This window comes from Isoptericola sp. NPDC060185, assembly GCF_042728595.1.
Lineage (GTDB): Bacteria > Actinomycetota > Actinomycetes > Actinomycetales > Cellulomonadaceae > Isoptericola.
Genome location: NZ_JBHWYY010000009.1, coordinates 37,817 through 53,581 on the forward strand (window position 1 = coordinate 37,817; position 15,765 = coordinate 53,581).

The 15,765-nt window shown below is 71.2% G+C and carries 14 protein-coding genes; 9 read left to right on the forward strand and 5 right to left on the reverse strand.

Features of this window, described 5'->3' with window-relative positions; genetic code table 11:
* Positions 1-95: 95 nt before the first annotated feature.
* Entirely contained in the window at positions 96-1,382 is a 1,287-nt protein-coding gene (locus tag ACFWDO_RS05560; protein ID WP_380318881.1) for an MFS transporter, read from the forward strand.
* Between the two features lie 90 nt (positions 1,383-1,472).
* Here ACFWDO_RS05560 and ACFWDO_RS05565 read toward each other — a convergent pair whose 3' ends face one another.
* The 4 genes from ACFWDO_RS05565 to ACFWDO_RS05580 all read right to left on the reverse strand — a co-directional run bounded on the left by ACFWDO_RS05565 (position 1,473) and on the right by ACFWDO_RS05580 (position 6,577).
* Complete coding sequence (locus ACFWDO_RS05565) at positions 1,473-3,029, reverse strand: MDR family MFS transporter (RefSeq protein ID WP_380318878.1); 1,557 nt, start codon at positions 3,027-3,029, stop codon at positions 1,473-1,475.
* A gap of 345 nt (positions 3,030-3,374) precedes the next feature.
* On the reverse strand, positions 3,375-4,718 hold the full coding sequence (locus tag ACFWDO_RS05570; protein ID WP_380318875.1) for an MFS transporter: 1,344 nt from the start codon (positions 4,716-4,718) through the stop codon (positions 3,375-3,377).
* A 99-nt stretch (positions 4,719-4,817) separates the two neighbouring features.
* Positions 4,818-5,909: an inositol-3-phosphate synthase gene (locus ACFWDO_RS05575; protein WP_380318872.1), complete on the reverse strand. Its 1,092-nt coding sequence runs from the start codon at positions 5,907-5,909 to the stop codon at positions 4,818-4,820.
* Positions 5,906-6,577, reverse strand: coding sequence for a helix-turn-helix transcriptional regulator (locus ACFWDO_RS05580; protein ID WP_380318869.1), 672 nt, complete (start codon positions 6,575-6,577; stop codon positions 5,906-5,908). Before ACFWDO_RS05580 ends, ACFWDO_RS05575 begins: the two co-directional genes overlap by 4 nt.
* Before the next feature lie 312 nt (positions 6,578-6,889).
* On the opposite strand from ACFWDO_RS05580, the gene ACFWDO_RS05585 reads away from it, so the two are divergent.
* From ACFWDO_RS05585 to rplI, 5 genes are all read left to right on the forward strand, one after another.
* Positions 6,890-9,442, forward strand: coding sequence for a transglycosylase domain-containing protein (locus ACFWDO_RS05585; protein ID WP_380318866.1), 2,553 nt, complete (start codon positions 6,890-6,892; stop codon positions 9,440-9,442).
* A 157-nt stretch (positions 9,443-9,599) separates the two neighbouring features.
* On the forward strand, positions 9,600-9,890 hold the full coding sequence (rpsF, locus tag ACFWDO_RS05590; protein WP_380318863.1) for a 30S ribosomal protein S6: 291 nt from the start codon (positions 9,600-9,602) through the stop codon (positions 9,888-9,890).
* A gap of 114 nt (positions 9,891-10,004) precedes the next feature.
* Entirely contained in the window at positions 10,005-10,556 is a 552-nt protein-coding gene (locus ACFWDO_RS05595; protein ID WP_380318860.1) for a single-stranded DNA-binding protein, read from the forward strand.
* A gap of 88 nt (positions 10,557-10,644) precedes the next feature.
* Positions 10,645-10,881, forward strand: coding sequence for a 30S ribosomal protein S18 (rpsR, locus tag ACFWDO_RS05600; protein WP_100422261.1), 237 nt, complete (start codon positions 10,645-10,647; stop codon positions 10,879-10,881).
* A 19-nt stretch (positions 10,882-10,900) separates the two neighbouring features.
* Positions 10,901-11,350 (forward strand): 50S ribosomal protein L9, encoded by a 450-nt coding sequence (gene rplI / locus ACFWDO_RS05605; RefSeq protein WP_380318857.1) that lies wholly within the window; start codon positions 10,901-10,903, stop codon positions 11,348-11,350.
* Between the two features lie 89 nt (positions 11,351-11,439).
* Here the strand turns inward: rplI and ACFWDO_RS05610 are convergent, their stop codons facing one another.
* Entirely contained in the window at positions 11,440-12,438 is a 999-nt protein-coding gene (locus tag ACFWDO_RS05610; protein ID WP_380318854.1) for a LacI family DNA-binding transcriptional regulator, read from the reverse strand.
* A gap of 163 nt (positions 12,439-12,601) precedes the next feature.
* Here ACFWDO_RS05610 and ACFWDO_RS05615 point away from each other — a divergent pair, with 163 nt between their 5' ends.
* The 3 genes from ACFWDO_RS05615 to ACFWDO_RS05625 are packed head-to-tail and all read left to right on the forward strand — an operon-like array spanning position 12,602 to position 15,764.
* Positions 12,602-13,891 carry an ABC transporter substrate-binding protein gene (locus ACFWDO_RS05615; RefSeq protein ID WP_380318851.1) on the forward strand — a complete coding sequence of 430 codons (1,290 nt, stop codon included), beginning with the start codon at positions 12,602-12,604 and terminating at the stop codon, positions 13,889-13,891.
* Between the two features lie 32 nt (positions 13,892-13,923).
* Positions 13,924-14,847: a carbohydrate ABC transporter permease gene (locus tag ACFWDO_RS05620; RefSeq protein ID WP_380318848.1), complete on the forward strand. Its 924-nt coding sequence runs from the start codon at positions 13,924-13,926 to the stop codon at positions 14,845-14,847.
* Positions 14,844-15,764 carry a carbohydrate ABC transporter permease gene (locus ACFWDO_RS05625; protein WP_380318845.1) on the forward strand — a complete coding sequence of 307 codons (921 nt, stop codon included), beginning with the start codon at positions 14,844-14,846 and terminating at the stop codon, positions 15,762-15,764. Before ACFWDO_RS05620 ends, ACFWDO_RS05625 begins: the two co-directional genes overlap by 4 nt.
* The last annotated feature ends 1 nt before the right edge of the window (position 15,765 follow it).

Sequence of the window (15,765 nt, forward strand, 5' to 3'; positions counted from 1 at the left end):
GACGCCCTTGCCCCCGCGCTCCGGCCCGGGTCTATCCTCGGGCTCGCGCACGGGCCCGACGGCGAGCCCGGCGGCGCGACGAGCGGAGGCGGGACATGAGCGGGCTGTCGGGCGTGGTCGCGACGACGGAGGACCGCGGGGACCGGCGGGCGCGGCTCGTGGTCGCCGCGTTCTACCTGGTGCAGGGCATGTGCTTCGCGGGCCTGCTCGCGCAGGTGCCGACGCTGCAGCACGACCTCGGCATCTCCGACGGGCTGCTGACCCTGATCCTGCTGCTGGTGCCGATCGTGGCCGGCGTGGGCAGCGTCCTCGCGGGGGCGCTGGCGCCGCGGGTCGGCAGCGCGCGGCTGCTGCGCGTGTGCGGGCCGCTGGTGGCGCTCGCGATCCTCGGGGTGGGCCTCGTCCCGACGGTCGGCGTGCTCTACCCCGTCGTCGCGTCGGTGGGGCTGCTGCTCGGCCTGGTGGACGCCAGCATGAACATGCAGGGCGTCGAGGTGGAGCAGCGGTACGGCCGCAGCCTACTCAACTCGTTCCACGGCGCCTGGAGCGTGGGCGGCATCCTCGGCTCGCTCGCCGCGGTGCTGGCGCACTCCGCGGGCTGGTCGCTCGCCGGCGGGCTCGCCCTCGTGGCCGCGGTGGGGGTGTCCGTCGACCTCGTCGCGACGGTCCTCGCGCGTCCGGTGCGCCCGGCGGTGCCCGACGTCGGCGCGGTGCCGGGGCTGGTCCTGCCGGACCGGACGGCCGGGCAGGCCGCGCCGAAGGCCGCGACGTCGAAGCCCGCCGCACCGAAGCCCGCGGCACCGCCGTGGGGCCCGCTCGTCCTGGTGGGGCTGGCCGTCACGATCGTCTACGTGGCTGACTCGGCGACGTCGAACTGGTCCACCAAGTACATCCAGGACGCCCTCGGGGCCGCGGCCAACGTGGCCCCGCTGGGCCTCGCCGCGTACCTGGGCTGCCAGCTCGTGGGGCGCCTCGCCGCGGACCGGCAGGTCAACCGGTTCGGCCCGGTGGTGCCCGTGGCCGTCGGCGGGCTGATCGGGGCGGCCGGGCTCACCGCGGTGACGCTCGCCCCCAGCCCGTGGCTGGCGATCGTGGGCTTCGGTCTCACGGGGCTCGGGCTGAGCGTGGTGGTGCCGCTGTCGTTCTCCGTGGCCGGCCGGCTGGACCCCGAGGGCACCGGGATCGCCGTCGCGCGGGTCAACCTCTTCAACTACGTCGGCTTCGTCGTCGGGGCGGGCCTCATCGGCGGCGTCGCCGAGGTGCTGAGCCTGCGGCTCGCGTTCGCCGTGCCCGCGCTCCTGGCGCTGGGCGTCGTCCTGCTCGCGCCCGCGTTCCGCGTCGCGGCCCGCGACACGACGCACGCCTCCCCGTCCGCCGCCTGACGGGACGACGACGGGCGGCCACCGTCGGTTGACGGTGACCGCCCGTGACCGGGCCGGCCCGTGACGTGGCCGGCCCGCGCCGAGGCCCGGTCAGTGCGCGGCGGGCGCGCCCTCGGCGCCGTCCGGCACGCGCCGCAGCAGGAGCGACAGCCCCACCGCGACGAGCATGATCGCCGCGCCCCAGACGAACGCGTCCCCGACGCCCTCGGCGAGCGCGACCTGCGCCGTCGCGCCGTCCTCCATGAGGGCGACGGACCGCGTGGTCATGACCGCGACGAACATCGCGGTGCCGGCGGCGCCGGCGAGCTGCTGCACGGTGCCGATCGCGGCCGACCCGTGGGAGTACAGCCGCGGGGTGAGCGACGAGAGCGCCGAGGTGAACAGCGGCGTGAACATGAACGCGAGGCCGAGGCTGAGCGTCACGTGCAGCGCCAAGATGTACCACGGCGACGAGTCCGCGTGCACCCGCGTGAACAGGGCCAGCGCGATCGTCACGACAGCCAGGCCGGGCGTGACCAGCGGGCGCGGGCCCACTCGGTCGTAGAGCCTGCCGACGACCGGGCCGAGCAGGCCCATGAGAGCACCGCCCGGGAGGACCACGAGTCCCGTCCACAGCGGGTCGAGACCGAGGGCCTGCTGGAGGAAGAGGGGTAGCAGGATCAGGGAGCCGAACATGGCGAGCATGCCGACGGCCATGATCGCGAGGCTCACTGAGAAGGAGCGGAACCGGAACACGCCGAGGTCGAGCAGCGCGCGGTCGTCACGGGCCAGGAGGAGCTGTCGCCAGACGAACAGGCCGAGGACCGCGGCGCCGACGACGATCGGGATCCACGGGGCGACGGGCGGCGCGTGGCGTGCCGCCTCGCCGAGGCTGGACAGGCCGTACACGAGGCCGCCGAACGCCACGGCCGCGAGGAACAGCGACAGCGGGTCGAGGCGCGAATGTCTACGGTCTGCGACGTCTCGGATGTACAAAAAGCCCATGACCAGCGCGAGGACGGCGATCGGGAGCACGATGCCGAAGACCCACCGCCAGCTCAGGGAGCTGAGGATGATGCCGGACACGAAGGGACCGAGCGCCGGGGCCGCGGCCATGACGATGGAGATGTTGCCCATCACCTTGCCGCGGATGCCCGGGGGCACCACCGTCATGATCGTGGTCATGAGCAGCGGCATCATGATCGCCGTGCCCGAGGCCTGCACGATGCGGCCGCCCAGCAGCCACCCGAAGCCGGGGGAGAGTGCGGCGAGCAGGGTGCCCGCGCTGAACAGCGACATCGCCAGCAGGTAGGCGCCGCGGGTGCCGAGGCGCTGCAGCAGGAACCCGGTGGCCGGGATGATCACCGACATCGTGAGCATGAAGGCCGTGGTGAGCCACTGCCCGGTGCTGGCGGTGATGCCGAGGTCGGTCATGAGTGGCGCCAGGGCGACGCTCATCGTCGTCTCGTTGAGGATGACGACGAACGCCGAGCCCAGCAGCAGAGCGATGACGGTGAACTGCTGGCGCGTCAGGCGCTGGGGCACGGCCTCGTCGATGACGATGCCGGCCGCGGCGGGGGCGCCGTCGGTGGTGGTGGGGGTCAGGGCGGCCTCCGGGGTGCTGGCGGCGGACGGGACGGTGGTGTCTGTCGGTCGGGGGGCTGGCACGCGGTGCTCCGCTCGCGTCGGTGCCGGGCGAGCCCGGCGGAGGGCAGGTCAGCACCACGCCGGTGGGCGCGGCACGTCGTCGTGGGTCGGTCGTGTCCGGGGGACGGTCACCCTCGGTGCGGTCGCCGGAAGGCGAGACCGTACTGTGTACGACCACGAACCATCCTGCGATATTCCCGCACCCGTGACGACCTGTTTTTCCGACCGAACTCGTCGGTGCCAGGCGGACGGGTCTCCGCGCGGACCACACCCAGCCTGCGGGCGGTCCGGGCCGCGAACAAGGCCGGGAACGGCAACGACCGTGAACCGACGGTTCACGGTCGTGCCGGGCGGTGGACGCCCAGGTCAGGCGCGGGTGGCCGCGTCCTCGGCGCCGCCGGCGTCGCTCGCGCGGCGGAGGCGCGGGGGCAGCTCGGCGGCTGTGCGCGCGCCGCGCGTCGCCATGAGGAGGGCGGCGACGACGTAGGCGACGGCGAGGCCGACGAACACGCCGCGCGACCAGCCGGTGTCGGGCAGGGTGAAGGCCGCCAGGGCGGCGGCGCCGACGAACGCCGCGTTGTAGAGGACGTCGTAGAAGGCGAACGCGCGGCCCCGGAACTCGTCCTCGGCGTCGCGCTGCACGATGGTGTCCACCGCGATCTTGGTGCCCTGCGCGGCCAGGCCGAGGAGGGCGGCGCCGGCGTAGACGACGGCGCGGGCGGGGGTCGTGACGAGCAGGAGCTGGCTGGCCGCGGCCAGGAGCAGCATGATCGCGATCCAGCCCTGGGGGCCGGTGCGGCGCGAGAGCGTGGGCGTCAGCACCATCGCGACGGCACCGCCCGCGCCGGTGAGGCCGATGACGACGGCGAACGTGCCCATCCCGGCGCTCTGACTGCCCGGGTCGAGCAGGTTGCGCGAGATGAGGATCGACGCGATGAAGACGACGCCGTAGAGGAAGCGGTGCACCGCCATGGCGAGGAGCGCCTGGCCGGGGGTGCGGCGCGCGACGAGGTAGCGGGCGCCGTCGGCCAGGCCGCGGGCGACCTTCGCGATCTCGCTGCGCAGGTCGGCCTCCGCGGGGGCCTCCGGCCCGAGCTGGGTGCGGCCGAGCCGGGTCGCCAGCAGCGAGGCGACGGCGAAGACGAGCGCCGCGCACACGAGCGCGGAGGAGTCCTTGACCCGACCCGGCTCGAACATCAGGCCGAGGACGAAGCCGATGCCGCCGCCCACGAACGCCGCACCGGCGCCGAGCGTGGGGGACAGGGAGTTGGCGGTGAGCAGCAGCGGGCCGTCGACCACGCGCGGCAGGCCCGCGGACAGGCCGGCCAGGAGGAAGCGGTTGACCGACAGCGCGGCCAGGCCGACCGCGTAGATCCAGCCGCTCACGCCCCCGGCGAGCATGAGGCCCGCCATGCCGAGCGTGAGCACCACACGCACGGCGTTGCCCCACACCAGCACTTGCCGGCGCTGCCACCGGTCCAGGAGCACGCCGGCGAACGGCCCGACGATGGTGAAGGGCGCGAGCATGACGGCGAACGCGCCGGCGATCGCGGCGGCGGTGCCCTGGGACTCGGGGGAGAAGAACAGGAGCGACGCCAGTCCGACCTGGAACATCCCGTCGCCCGCCTGCGAGACCAGGCGCACGGTGAAGAGCTTGCGGAAGCCCTCCAGTCGCAGCAGCGCGCGCAGCTCGGACCAGGTCTCGCTCATCGCTCCCACGTCCTCACCCTCCCACGGACCGGCGCACGAGAGAGCGAGGTCCTCCCCCCGACAGGACGGGGGAGGACCTCGCTCTCAGGTGGCGTCGGGTCAGCGCTCGACCTCGCCGCGGATGAAGGCCTCGAGCTGGGCGCGGCCGGCGGTGTCCTCCATCTGCACGGGCGGGGACTTCATGAAGTAGGTCGACGCCGACAGGATCGGGCCGCCGATGCCGCGGTCCAGCGCGATCTTCGCGGCGCGGACGGCGTCGATGATGATGCCGGCGGAGTTGGGGGAGTCCCACACCTCGAGCTTGTACTCCAGGTTCAGGGGCACCTCGCCGAACGCGCGGCCCTCGAGGCGGACGTACGCCCACTTGCGGTCGTCGAGCCAGGCGACGTAGTCCGACGGGCCGATGTGGACGTTGCGGTCCTCCTTCTTGCCGCCGAGCGGGCCCTCGAGGTTGGAGGTCACCGCCTGCGTCTTGGAGACCTTCTTCGACTCGAGGCGGTCGCGCTGCAGCATGTTCTTGAAGTCCATGTTGCCGCCGACGTTCAGCTGGTACGTGCGGTCCAGCACGACGCCGCGGTCCTCGAACAGCTTGGCGAGCACGCGGTGCGTGATCGTGGCGCCGACCTGCGACTTGATGTCGTCGCCGACGATCGGCACGCCGGCGTCCTCGAACTTCTTGGCCCACTCGGGGTCGGAGGCGATGAAGACGGGCAGGGCGTTGACGAAGGCGACCTTCGCGTCGATCGCGGCCTGCGCGTAGAACTTGTCCGCCGCCTCGGAGCCGACGGGCAGGTAGGAGACGAGGACGTCGACCTTCGCGTCCTTGAGCGCCTGCACGACGTCGACGGGCTCGGCGTCCGACTCGTCGATCGTCGCGGAGTAGTAGTCCCCGAGGCCGTCGAGCGTGTGGCCGCGCTGGACGACGACGCCGGTGGGCGGGACGTCGGCGAACTTGATGGTGTTGTTCTCCGAGGCGTGGATCGCCTCGGCGAGGTCGAAGCCGACCTTCTTCGCGTCGACGTCGAAAGCCGCCACGAACTCCAGGTCCCGCACGTGGTAGTCGCCGAGCTGCACGTGCATGAGGCCGGGGACGGTGTCGGTGGGGTCGGCGTCACGGTAGAAGTGCACGCCCTGGATCAGGGACGATGCGCAGTTTCCGACACCGACGATGGCAACGCGGACGGAGGTCATCCTCGCTCCTTGTTTCTCTGGGCCGGGGTGTCGTCCACCCCGGCGCTGTGGTCGCGGGCGCGGCCGAGAGCACGGTCGCGTTCCGTGGTGATGAGTCCGTCGAGCCAGCGCACCTCGCGCTCGACCTGTTCGAGCCCGTGGCGCTGCAGCTCGAGGGTGTACTCGTCGAGCCGCTCGCGGGTGCGTGCGGCAGACTCTCGGACCGCTTCCAGCCGCTCGGTGAGCCGGGTGCGCCGGCCCTCGAGGATGCGGATGCGGGTCTCGGCGTCCGTCTGCGCGAAGAACGCGAAGCGGACGTCGAAGTTCTCGTCCTCCCAGGCGGCGGGGCCGGACGACGCGAGGACGGTCTGGAGGTGCTCCTTGCCGTCCGCGGTCAGCCGGTACACGATCTTGCCGCGCCGGCCCGTCAGGGGTGCCTTGCCCGAGGACTTGGCCCCGGCCTGTCGGGCGCCCGTCCGGACCGCGGGCGCCGGGGTCTCTCGCTCGGTGGTCTCGATGAGACCGCGCGCGACGAGGGACTTCAGCGCCGGGTAGAGGGTGCCGTAGGAGAACGCGCGGAACGAGCCGAGCAGCAGGTTGAGCCGCTTGCGCAGCTCGTACCCGTGCAGCGGGGCGGAGTTGAGCAGGCCGAGGATGGCCGTCTCGAGCACCACAGACCTGCTGCGCACGAGGGTTCCCCTTCCGTCCTGTCCCGTTGCTGCTGCCGACCCGTCGTCACGACGTATCGACTCGATACATCGCGAGAATAGGACTCGTCGACATGGTCGTGCAACGGCGGGGGTCCGGACGGCACGCCGGCCCAGTTGTGAAGGTTCCGCGAAGCGGGGGCCAAAGGGGTGGGGACGCTCGGCGCAAACCGTCGCCCGGAGCGCACGGGGCTCCCGTCGGCGGTGCGCCATCGCCTAGTGTTCCCTGTGGTCCGCAGGCCGGCCGAGCACTGTACGAGAGCGCCGCCGGTCCCGCACGACGAAAGGCTTGACGTGGCGAGGAGACGTCGCTTCTGGAACTACCCGCGCCCGCACAAGGGCCCGGTGCGGCGTTGGCTGCCCTCGTGGCGGATCGTCGTCGGCACCGCCCTGACGGGGACGGCGCTGGGCGCCGGCCTGTTCGTGGCCGCGTGGAGCACGACGACGATCCCCGACAACCTCGAGCAGGTGAACAACCAGGCCACGACCGTCTACTGGTCGAACGGCAAGGTCATGGGCACGTTCGGCGAGCAGAAGCGCGAGAAGATCAAGCTCGCCGACCTGCCGCCGTACGTCGGCAACGCCGTCGTCGCGTCCGAGGACAAGACCTTCTGGACCAACAGCGGCGTCGATCTCAAGGGCATCGCGCGCGCCGCCTACACCAACGTCACGACCGGCGGCACGCAGGGTGCGTCCACGCTCACGCAGCAGTACGTCGAGCGGTACTACATGGACACCACGAAGTCGTACGCGGGCAAGGCGCGCGAGGCGATCATCGCGCTCAAGGTGGGGCAGACCCAGCCCAAGGAAGAGGTGCTGGAGAACTACCTCAACACCATCTACTGGGGCCGCAACACCTACGGCATCCAGGCGGCGTCGCAGGAGTACTTCAAGAAGGACGCCAAGGACCTCACGCCGTCCGAGGCCGCGCTGCTGGCCGGCATCATCCCGTCGCCGAACAACTGGGACCCGTCGGTCAACGAGAAGCAGGCGAAGGTCCGCTTCGACCGCGGCATCAAGCGGATGTACGAGCAGGGGTACATCACCGCGGACGAGCGCGCGAAGGCGAAGTTCCCCAAGTTCCAGAAGAAGAAGGAAGCCACCAACACCTGGGGCGGGCAGAAGGGCTACCTGCTCGCCGCGGTGCGCAAGGAGCTCATCCGCACCGACGCCAACCCGGACGGCCCCTTCACGGAGACGGACCTCGACACCCGCGGCCTCAAGATCACGACGACGATCGACCAGAAGCTGCAGAACGCGGCCGTGGACGTCGCCAAGTCGCTGCCCGACGACGCGAACAAGAACGTGCGCATGTCGCTCGTGTCCGTCGACCCGCAGACCGGGGCGGTGAAGGCGCTCTACGGCGGCAAGGACTACGTCAAGCAGTCGCTCAACGTCGCGACGCAGGACACCGTGCAGGGAGGATCGACCTTCAAGCCGTTCACGCTGCTCGGCGCCCTCGAGAAGGGCATCACCCTCGAGGACAAGTTCGACGGCAACTCCCCGGGCCACCCGGTCGACCCCGACACCGGACAGCCGGTGGTCGACGACCCGGCCACCGGGAAGCTGTGGGAGCCCGACAACTTCGGCTACTACGACTACGGGTCGTCGATCAGCCTCGCGGACGCGACGGCCAACTCCGTCAACTCGGCGTACGCGCAGCTCAACATGGACATCGGCCCGAAGACGACCGCGGAGGTCGCGCACCGGGCGGGGATCCGGCAGGCGACCAAGATCGACGCCAACCCGTCGAATGTGCTCGGCACGGCCCCGGTCTACCCCATCGACCTCGCCCGGGCGTACTCGACCATCGCTGCCGGTGGCTACCGCACGACGACGCACGTCGTGGAGAAGGTGCAGACCCTCGACGGGACCGACGTCTACGCCGGGCCCACGGAGCAGAAGAAGGTCTTCGACGCGGACGACATCACGGCCGCGACGTACGCCATGACGCAGGTGGTCGAGAAGGGCTCCGGGAAGACCGCGCAGGAGCTCAACCGGCCGGTGGCCGGCAAGACGGGTACCTCGCAGGAGAACAAGTCCGCGTGGTTCGCCGGCTTCGTGCCGCAGCTGACCACCGTCGTCGGGCTGCGCCAGTACAAGAACGTGGACCTCGAGAAGGGGATCCTGGGCGGCATCGCCCCGATCGACACGTTCGGCGAGTGGAAGCAGCAGGGCCTCGGCATCACGGGTGGTTCGTGGCCGGTGCGCGCGTGGACCGACTTCATGAAGGTCGCGACCGAGGGCATGCCGGAGGAGGACTTCCCGGAGTACGTCCCGGCGCAGCCCACCTTCACGCCGTCGCCGACGCCCACCGAGACCGAGGAGGAGCTGGTCACCGTGCCGAACCTCGCCGGTCAGGACGTGGCGAAGGCGACGCGCGAGCTCGAGAAGCTGGGCCTCGTCGCCCGGCCGCAGGCGCAGAACAGCGACGCGCCCAAGGGCCAGGTCCTGGAGGTCAGGGGAGCGGGCACGCAGGTCCCGCCGAACTCGACCATCACCGTCATCGTCTCGACGGGACAGCCGGACCAGCCGCAGCAGGTCGTGGTGCCGAACGTCGTCGGGCAGCCGCGGACGACGGCGGAGCAGCTCCTCCGGGGCGACGCGCTCGAGGTGCGGGTGCAGGAGGAGTTCAGCGACCAGCCGGTGGGCCAGGTGCTCGGTCAGGATCCCGGCCAGGGCACCAGCCTCGACCCCGGGAGCACCGTGACGATCGTCGTGTCGAAGGGCCCCGACCCCAGCAACGGCAACGGGAACGGGAACAACCCGAAGCCCACGGACTCGACGACCCCGCCGCCCGACGACGGCGGGGGCGGCATCCTCGACGGCGTCGGGCAGAACGACTGAACGATTTCCGGGAGACCCGCACGGGCGGGTATCCTGGTCGACTGGCTGTGCCCACCACCCCGGATCGTTCCGAGGTGGGGCGCGGCCGACGCACGAATGAACCCTCCTGTCACGGAACGACCGTGACCGCTGAGACCAGAGGAGGTGGGTTGAACACATGCGTCAGTACGAGCTGATGGTGATCCTGGACCCGGAGGTCGAGGAGCGCACCGTGGCCCCGTCGCTGGAGAAGTACCTGTCGGTCATCTCGACCGAGGGCGGCTCCGTCGACAAGGTCGACATCTGGGGTCGTCGCCGCATGGCGTACGACATCAACAAGCGTTCCGAGGGCATCTACGCCGTCGTCGACTTCACGTCGACGTCGGACACCGCGAAGGAGCTGGACCGCCAGCTCGGCCTGAACGAGGCCGTGCTGCGCACCAAGATCCTCCGCACCGGCGCCCGCTGAGACCTGAACCGAACTTCTGCCCCTGTCGCGGGCGACGTCCCTGTCGATGACACGGATGTCGGCGCCCCGTGATGGGATTCCCTCACGACTCTCGGACGAACGAAGGAGCTTGGCATGGCTGGTGACACCGTCATCACGGTGATCGGAAACCTGACCGCGGACCCGGAGCTGCGCTTCACCCCGTCAGGTGCTGCCGTCGCCAACTTCACGATCGCGTCCACGCCGCGCCTGTTCGACCGCCAGACCAACGAGTGGAAGGACGGCGACACGCTGTTCCTGCGCTGCTCGATCTGGCGGGACGCGGCCGAGAACGTCGCCGAGTCGCTGACGAAGGGCATGCGCGTCATCGCGCAGGGCCGTCTGACGCAGCGCTCGTACGAGACGCGTGAGGGGGAGAAGCGCACCGTCGTGGAGCTGCAGGTCGACGAGGTCGGCCCGTCGCTGAGGAGTGCCTCGGCGAAGGTCACCCGTGCCCAGCGCTCCGGTGGCGGCGGCGGCTTCGGCGGTGGCGGCGGCAACCAGGGGGGCGGCTACGGCGGCTCCCAGGGTGGCGGCCAGCCCGGCGGAGGCTTCGGTTCTTCCGGCGGCGGTCAGAGCAACGACCCGTGGGCCACGGCCGGCCCCGCCTCCTCCGGAGGCGGGTTCTCGGACGAGCCCCCGTTCTGATCGACGCCAGTCCCCAGATCACCCTGTCCTCCGACGCCGGCCCTTGGCCGGACGGTCGTGAGGACTGCACCTGAGAAGGAGCAACACCATGGCGAAGCCTGTGGTGCGCAAGCCCAAGAAGAAGGCCAACCCGCTCAAGACGGCCAAGATCGAGTCCGTCGACTACAAGGACACCGCGCTGCTGCGCAAGTTCATCTCCGACCGCGGCAAGATCCGCGCGCGTCGCGTGACCGGCGTCTCCGTCCAGGAGCAGCGCCAGATCGCCCGTGCCGTGAAGAACGCCCGTGAGATGGCGCTGCTGCCGTACTCGTCCTCGGCCCGCTGACCGGAAGGATCACTGAATCATGTCGAAGCTGATCCTGACCCACGAGGTCACCGGTCTCGGTGAGCCTGGCGACGTCGTCGAGGTGAAGGACGGGTACGCCCGGAACTTCCTCATCCCGCGCCGCCTGGCCACCCCCTGGACCAAGGGCGCCGAGTCCCAGGTCTCCGCGATCCGCAAGGCCCGCAAGGCCCGCGAGATCGCCACGCTGGACGAGGCCAAGGCGGTGGCCGACTCGCTGGCCGCCAAGACGGTCGTCGTCTCGGCGCACGCCGGCGCGTCCGGCCGCCTGTTCGGTGCTGTCACCACCGGTGACATCGCCGACGCGGTCGTGGCCGCCAACGGCCCGCAGGTCGACAAGCGCAAGATCGAGATCGGCCAGCCGATCAAGACGACCGGTGAGTACACCGTGTCGGTGCGCCTGCACCCCGAGGTCTCGGCGAAGATCTCCGTCAAGGTCGTCGCCGGCTGAACGCCTGACGCCTGACGCGCGAAGGCCCCGGTCCCCTCTCGAGGGGGCCGGGGCCTTCGTCGTCCCCGGAGTGCCCGGGCCGGGCTCGCTCAGGTCGAGAGCCGGGGCACGAGGATGCAGTCGACGAGCTCGACGCCGCCGGGGACGTCCTCCCCGCCGATCTTGCGGACGAGCAGCTCGGCCGCGCGACGGCCCACGGTCCGCAGGTTGAGGTCCACCGAGGTGATGCTGGGCCTGGCCGCCTCGACGATGACGTCCCAGTTGTCGACGCCGACCACGCCCACGGCGTCGGGCGCGGCCACACCGCTCTCGCGCAGGCACTCGAGGACGCCCCGTGCGATCTGGTCGTTGGCGCAGAACACGCCGTCGAAGGTCGTGGTCTCGAGCAGCCGGCGGGCCGCCTCGTAGCCCCACCGCTCGGTCCACTCCCCGTACAGGACCTCGCCCCCGGCCAGCTCGGCGCCGAGCTCGTGGAGCGCGCGGGTCGCGCCGTCGACGCGGTGGTTGCTCGCGGTGTGGCGCCGGGGCCCGACGACGACGGCGATGCGGCGGCGGCCGGTTCCCACGAGGTGCGCGATCGCCCGCGCCGCGCCGCCGGCGTCGTCCGGGACCACCGAGACGTCGTCGGGGTCCTGGGACGGCGAGAGCGCGTACACCGCGGGGATGCCGAGGAGCGACGTGATCGACGTCCGGGCGTCGCTGGTGCGACCGGCGACGATGATGCCGTCGACGTTGCGGCTGCGCAGCGTCTGGACGTAGTGCCGTTCACGGATCGGGTCGCCCCGGCTCTCGGCGAGCAGCATCGAGATCTCGCCGGCCCCGAAGGTGTCCTCCGCGCCGGTGAGGATCGGGATGGTGAACCGGCCGTACGAGTCGGTCGAGAGCACCCCGACGATGAAAGACCGTCCTGAGGCCTGGGCCCGCACGTCCGGGCTCGCCTCGAAGCCGAGCTCCGCGGCGGCGTCGAGCACACGCCGGCGCGTCGCGTCGCTCAGCTGCCCGCGGCCGTTGAGCGCCTTGGACACCGTCCCGATCGAGACGCCGCTGGACTCGGCGACCTGCGCCAGCGTCACACGCCCGTGCCCCATGGCCCGTCCCTCCCTCGCTCTGCCGACGTTGACGACGGCAACGTTTCCGCATCATAGGGCAGGTTCGAACCCATGGGGCGTTGACAGGACGGCAACACGCGGAATAGTTTGCCGCAAACGCGCGGCACAGTTGCCGGGCGTCTCCCGACGAAGGAGATCGACGATGAAGCCCTCCCTCCGGCGACGCAGGCTGGCCCTGCTCGTGGTCACCGCCCTGGCCGCCACCCCCGTGCTCGCCGCGTGCAGCGCGGACGACGGTGCCGGCGACGGCGGGCCCGTCACGCTCGACGTGTGGGCCCGTGACGGGGACAACTCCCTCGACAAGCAGGTGGCCGCGTTCGAGAAGGCCCACCCCGACATCAAGGTCGACGTCACGCTGGTCAACAACGACCAGTACCTGACGAAGTTCGCGAACTCCATCCGCGCCGGCTCGGTGCCGGACCTCATCGACTTCGACATCATCAACGCGCCGCTGCTGGCGACGCAGGGACAGCTCCTCGACATCACGGACAAGGCGCAGGCGCTGCCGAACCTCGCCGACGTCGCAGAGGCGGGGGTCGACATCGGCACGCTCGACGACGCGGTGTACTCCCTGCCGGTGGCGCTCACCGGATCCCAGATGTTCTGGAACAAGAAGCTCTTCACCGAGGCGGGGCTCGACCCCGACACGCCGCCGAAGGGCCTCGCCCAGGTCAAGGCGTACGCCGAGGAGATCCAGGCTCTCGGGGACGACGTCACGGGCTTCTCGACGATCGGCGGCGTCGGGCAGGCGTTCACCGGGTTCCCCAGCGGGTGGGCCGACGGCGGGGACGTCTTCACCGAGGCAGGACCGGACCAGACGAGCACCTTCGACGACCCGGCGATGGTCGACATGGTGTCCTGGTACCAGGACATGTGGGAGTCCGGGCTGATGCAGCCGACCGACGAGCCCAACCAGGACCCGGGCAACGTCGGCAGCCAGAACGCCCTCGCGGGCAAGGTCGGCATCATGTTCACCGGGGCCAACGTGTTCGCCGGCCAGGAGGACGAGTTCGGCTCCGCCGCGGGCATCCCTGGCAGCGACGGCGAGCTCGCGTCGTTCCTGGGCGGCAACCAGGCCGCGATCCCGCGCGGCTCGGAGCACCCGGACGAGGCGTGGACGCTCCTCGAGTGGCTCGTCACCGATCGGGAGGCGGCGACGATCAACGGCGAGGCCGGGTGGATCGCCCCCGACCTGAAGCTCGCCGACGACCTCGCCGAGGACGAGTGGGCGACGAACCGCGTCGGGTCGCTGGCCGTCGGCAAGCTGCCGAAGTCGATCGCCTACTTCGCGACCATCAACGACCCCAACGGGCCGTGGGCGCAGAACTCGCAGGCGGCGATCTTCCAGGGCGCCGACCCGAAGGCGGCGCTCGACAAGGCCACGCAGCAGGCGGACCAGCTCATCGCCGACGCGTACAACCAGGTGGGCTGAGGCGGTCTCCCATGGTCGTCGCACACGCTCCCGTGACGCGCGCGCTCCCGCGGCCCGGCGTCGGACGTCGCCGGGCCGCCGGCCGCAAGGCGGCGCTCGGCCTGCTGCTGGTCTCCCCGGCGCTGCTGCTCTCGCTCGTCTTCTTCGTGGTCCCGCTCGTCCTGCTCGTGGTCATGTCGTTCGCCGACTGGCCCCTGCTGGGCCAGGTCCGCCCCGCCGGTCTCGCCAACTACGCGCGGGCGTTCGGCGACGGCACCTTCGCGCGCGCCCTCGTGTTCTCGGTGCTCTTCACGGTCGTGCTCGTGCCGCTGTCGCTGCTGGTCTCCTACGCGGCGGCGGTCATGGTGCGCGGCGAGGGGCGCGTGGTGTCGTTCGTGCGCACCGCGTTCTTCGTCCCCGTCGTCATCGGCTTCACGGCCGCCGCCTACATGGCGTCGGTGATGCTCATGCCGGGCACCGGGGTGCTCAACGTGCTGTTCCGCTCGCTCGGCCTGTCCGACGGCCGGACCGCCTGGTTCACGGACCCGACGCGCGCGTTCTGGGCCATCGTCGCGCTGACGGTCTGGAAGGGCATGGGCGTCGCGATGATCCTGTTGATGGCCGGCATGCAGGCCGTGCCCTGCGAGGTGTACGACGCCGCGAAGATCGACGGCGCGGGCTGGTGGCGCCGGGAGGTGTCGGTGACGTTCCCGCTCATCCGCCGCCAGTTCGCGCTGTGCCTCATCCTCGCGGTGTCCGGCACCCTGCTCGTGTTCGACCAGTTCTTCGTGCTCACCAAGGGCGGCCCGAGCGGCGCCACCACCACGGCCGTGATGTACACGTACGCGCAGTCGTTCGTGCGGTACAACCTCGGCTACGGGGCGGCGCTGTCGATGATCATCACGGCGATCATCCTCGCGCTCGCCGTGATCCAGCTGCGCGCCCTGCGGGCGGGCGGCGGGGAGGCGCAGTCATGACCACGCTCACCCGGACCACCCCGGGCGCCGCCGCCCCCGCCCGCCGCGGGCGCGAGCCGCGGGCGCGCGCCGGACACCGGTCGCTCTCCTCGGCCGCGTACGTGGTCGGGGGCACCGTCCTGGCGCTCGCGTCCCTCGCGCCCGTCCTGTACATCGCGCTCCGGTCGTTCCTGCCGGCGTCCGCGGACGCCGACGGGATCGGCTGGGGGTCGCTCCTCGACCTCACCGCCGCGAACTACGCGCGGATCTTCGACCCGTCGGTCGGCATCACGACGTACGTGCGCAACTCGTTCGTCGTCGCGATCAGCGTGGCGCTGCTGACCGGGCTCGTGGCCACGCTCGCGGGCTACGCGCTGTCCCGCCTGCGCTTCCCGCTCGCGGCGCTGGTCTTCGTCGTCCTGCTCGGGCCGATGGTCGTGCCGTACCAGGGGCTGCTCACGCCCCTGTCGATCGTGCTCGGCAAGCTCGGCCTGCTCGACTCGCTCACGGGCGTGGTCCTCGTGCTGGTCACGCTCCAGCTGCCGTTCTCCGTATTCGTCATGCGCAACACGCTCGACGGGATCCCCACGGAGCTGGAGGAGGCGGCCCAGCTCGACGGCGCGGGCCTCGGCCGGATGCTGCGGTCCGTCATGGTGCCGCTCGCGTGGCCGGGCGTCGTCACGGTCTGCCTCTTCGGCTTCATGGCGGGCTGGAACGACCTGCTCAGCTCCGTGGTCTTCCTGTCCAGCGAGGACAAGTACACGCTGCCCCTCGCGCTCACGAACATCACGACGTCGTTCAAGATCCCGGGCGTGCAGATCGTCGACCCGGGTCTCCTCACGGCGACCGCCTGCGTCGCCACCGTCCCCGTCGTCATCCTCTTCCTCGCGCTCCAGCGCTACTACACCAAGGGCCTCATCGGGGGCTCGATCAAGTGAA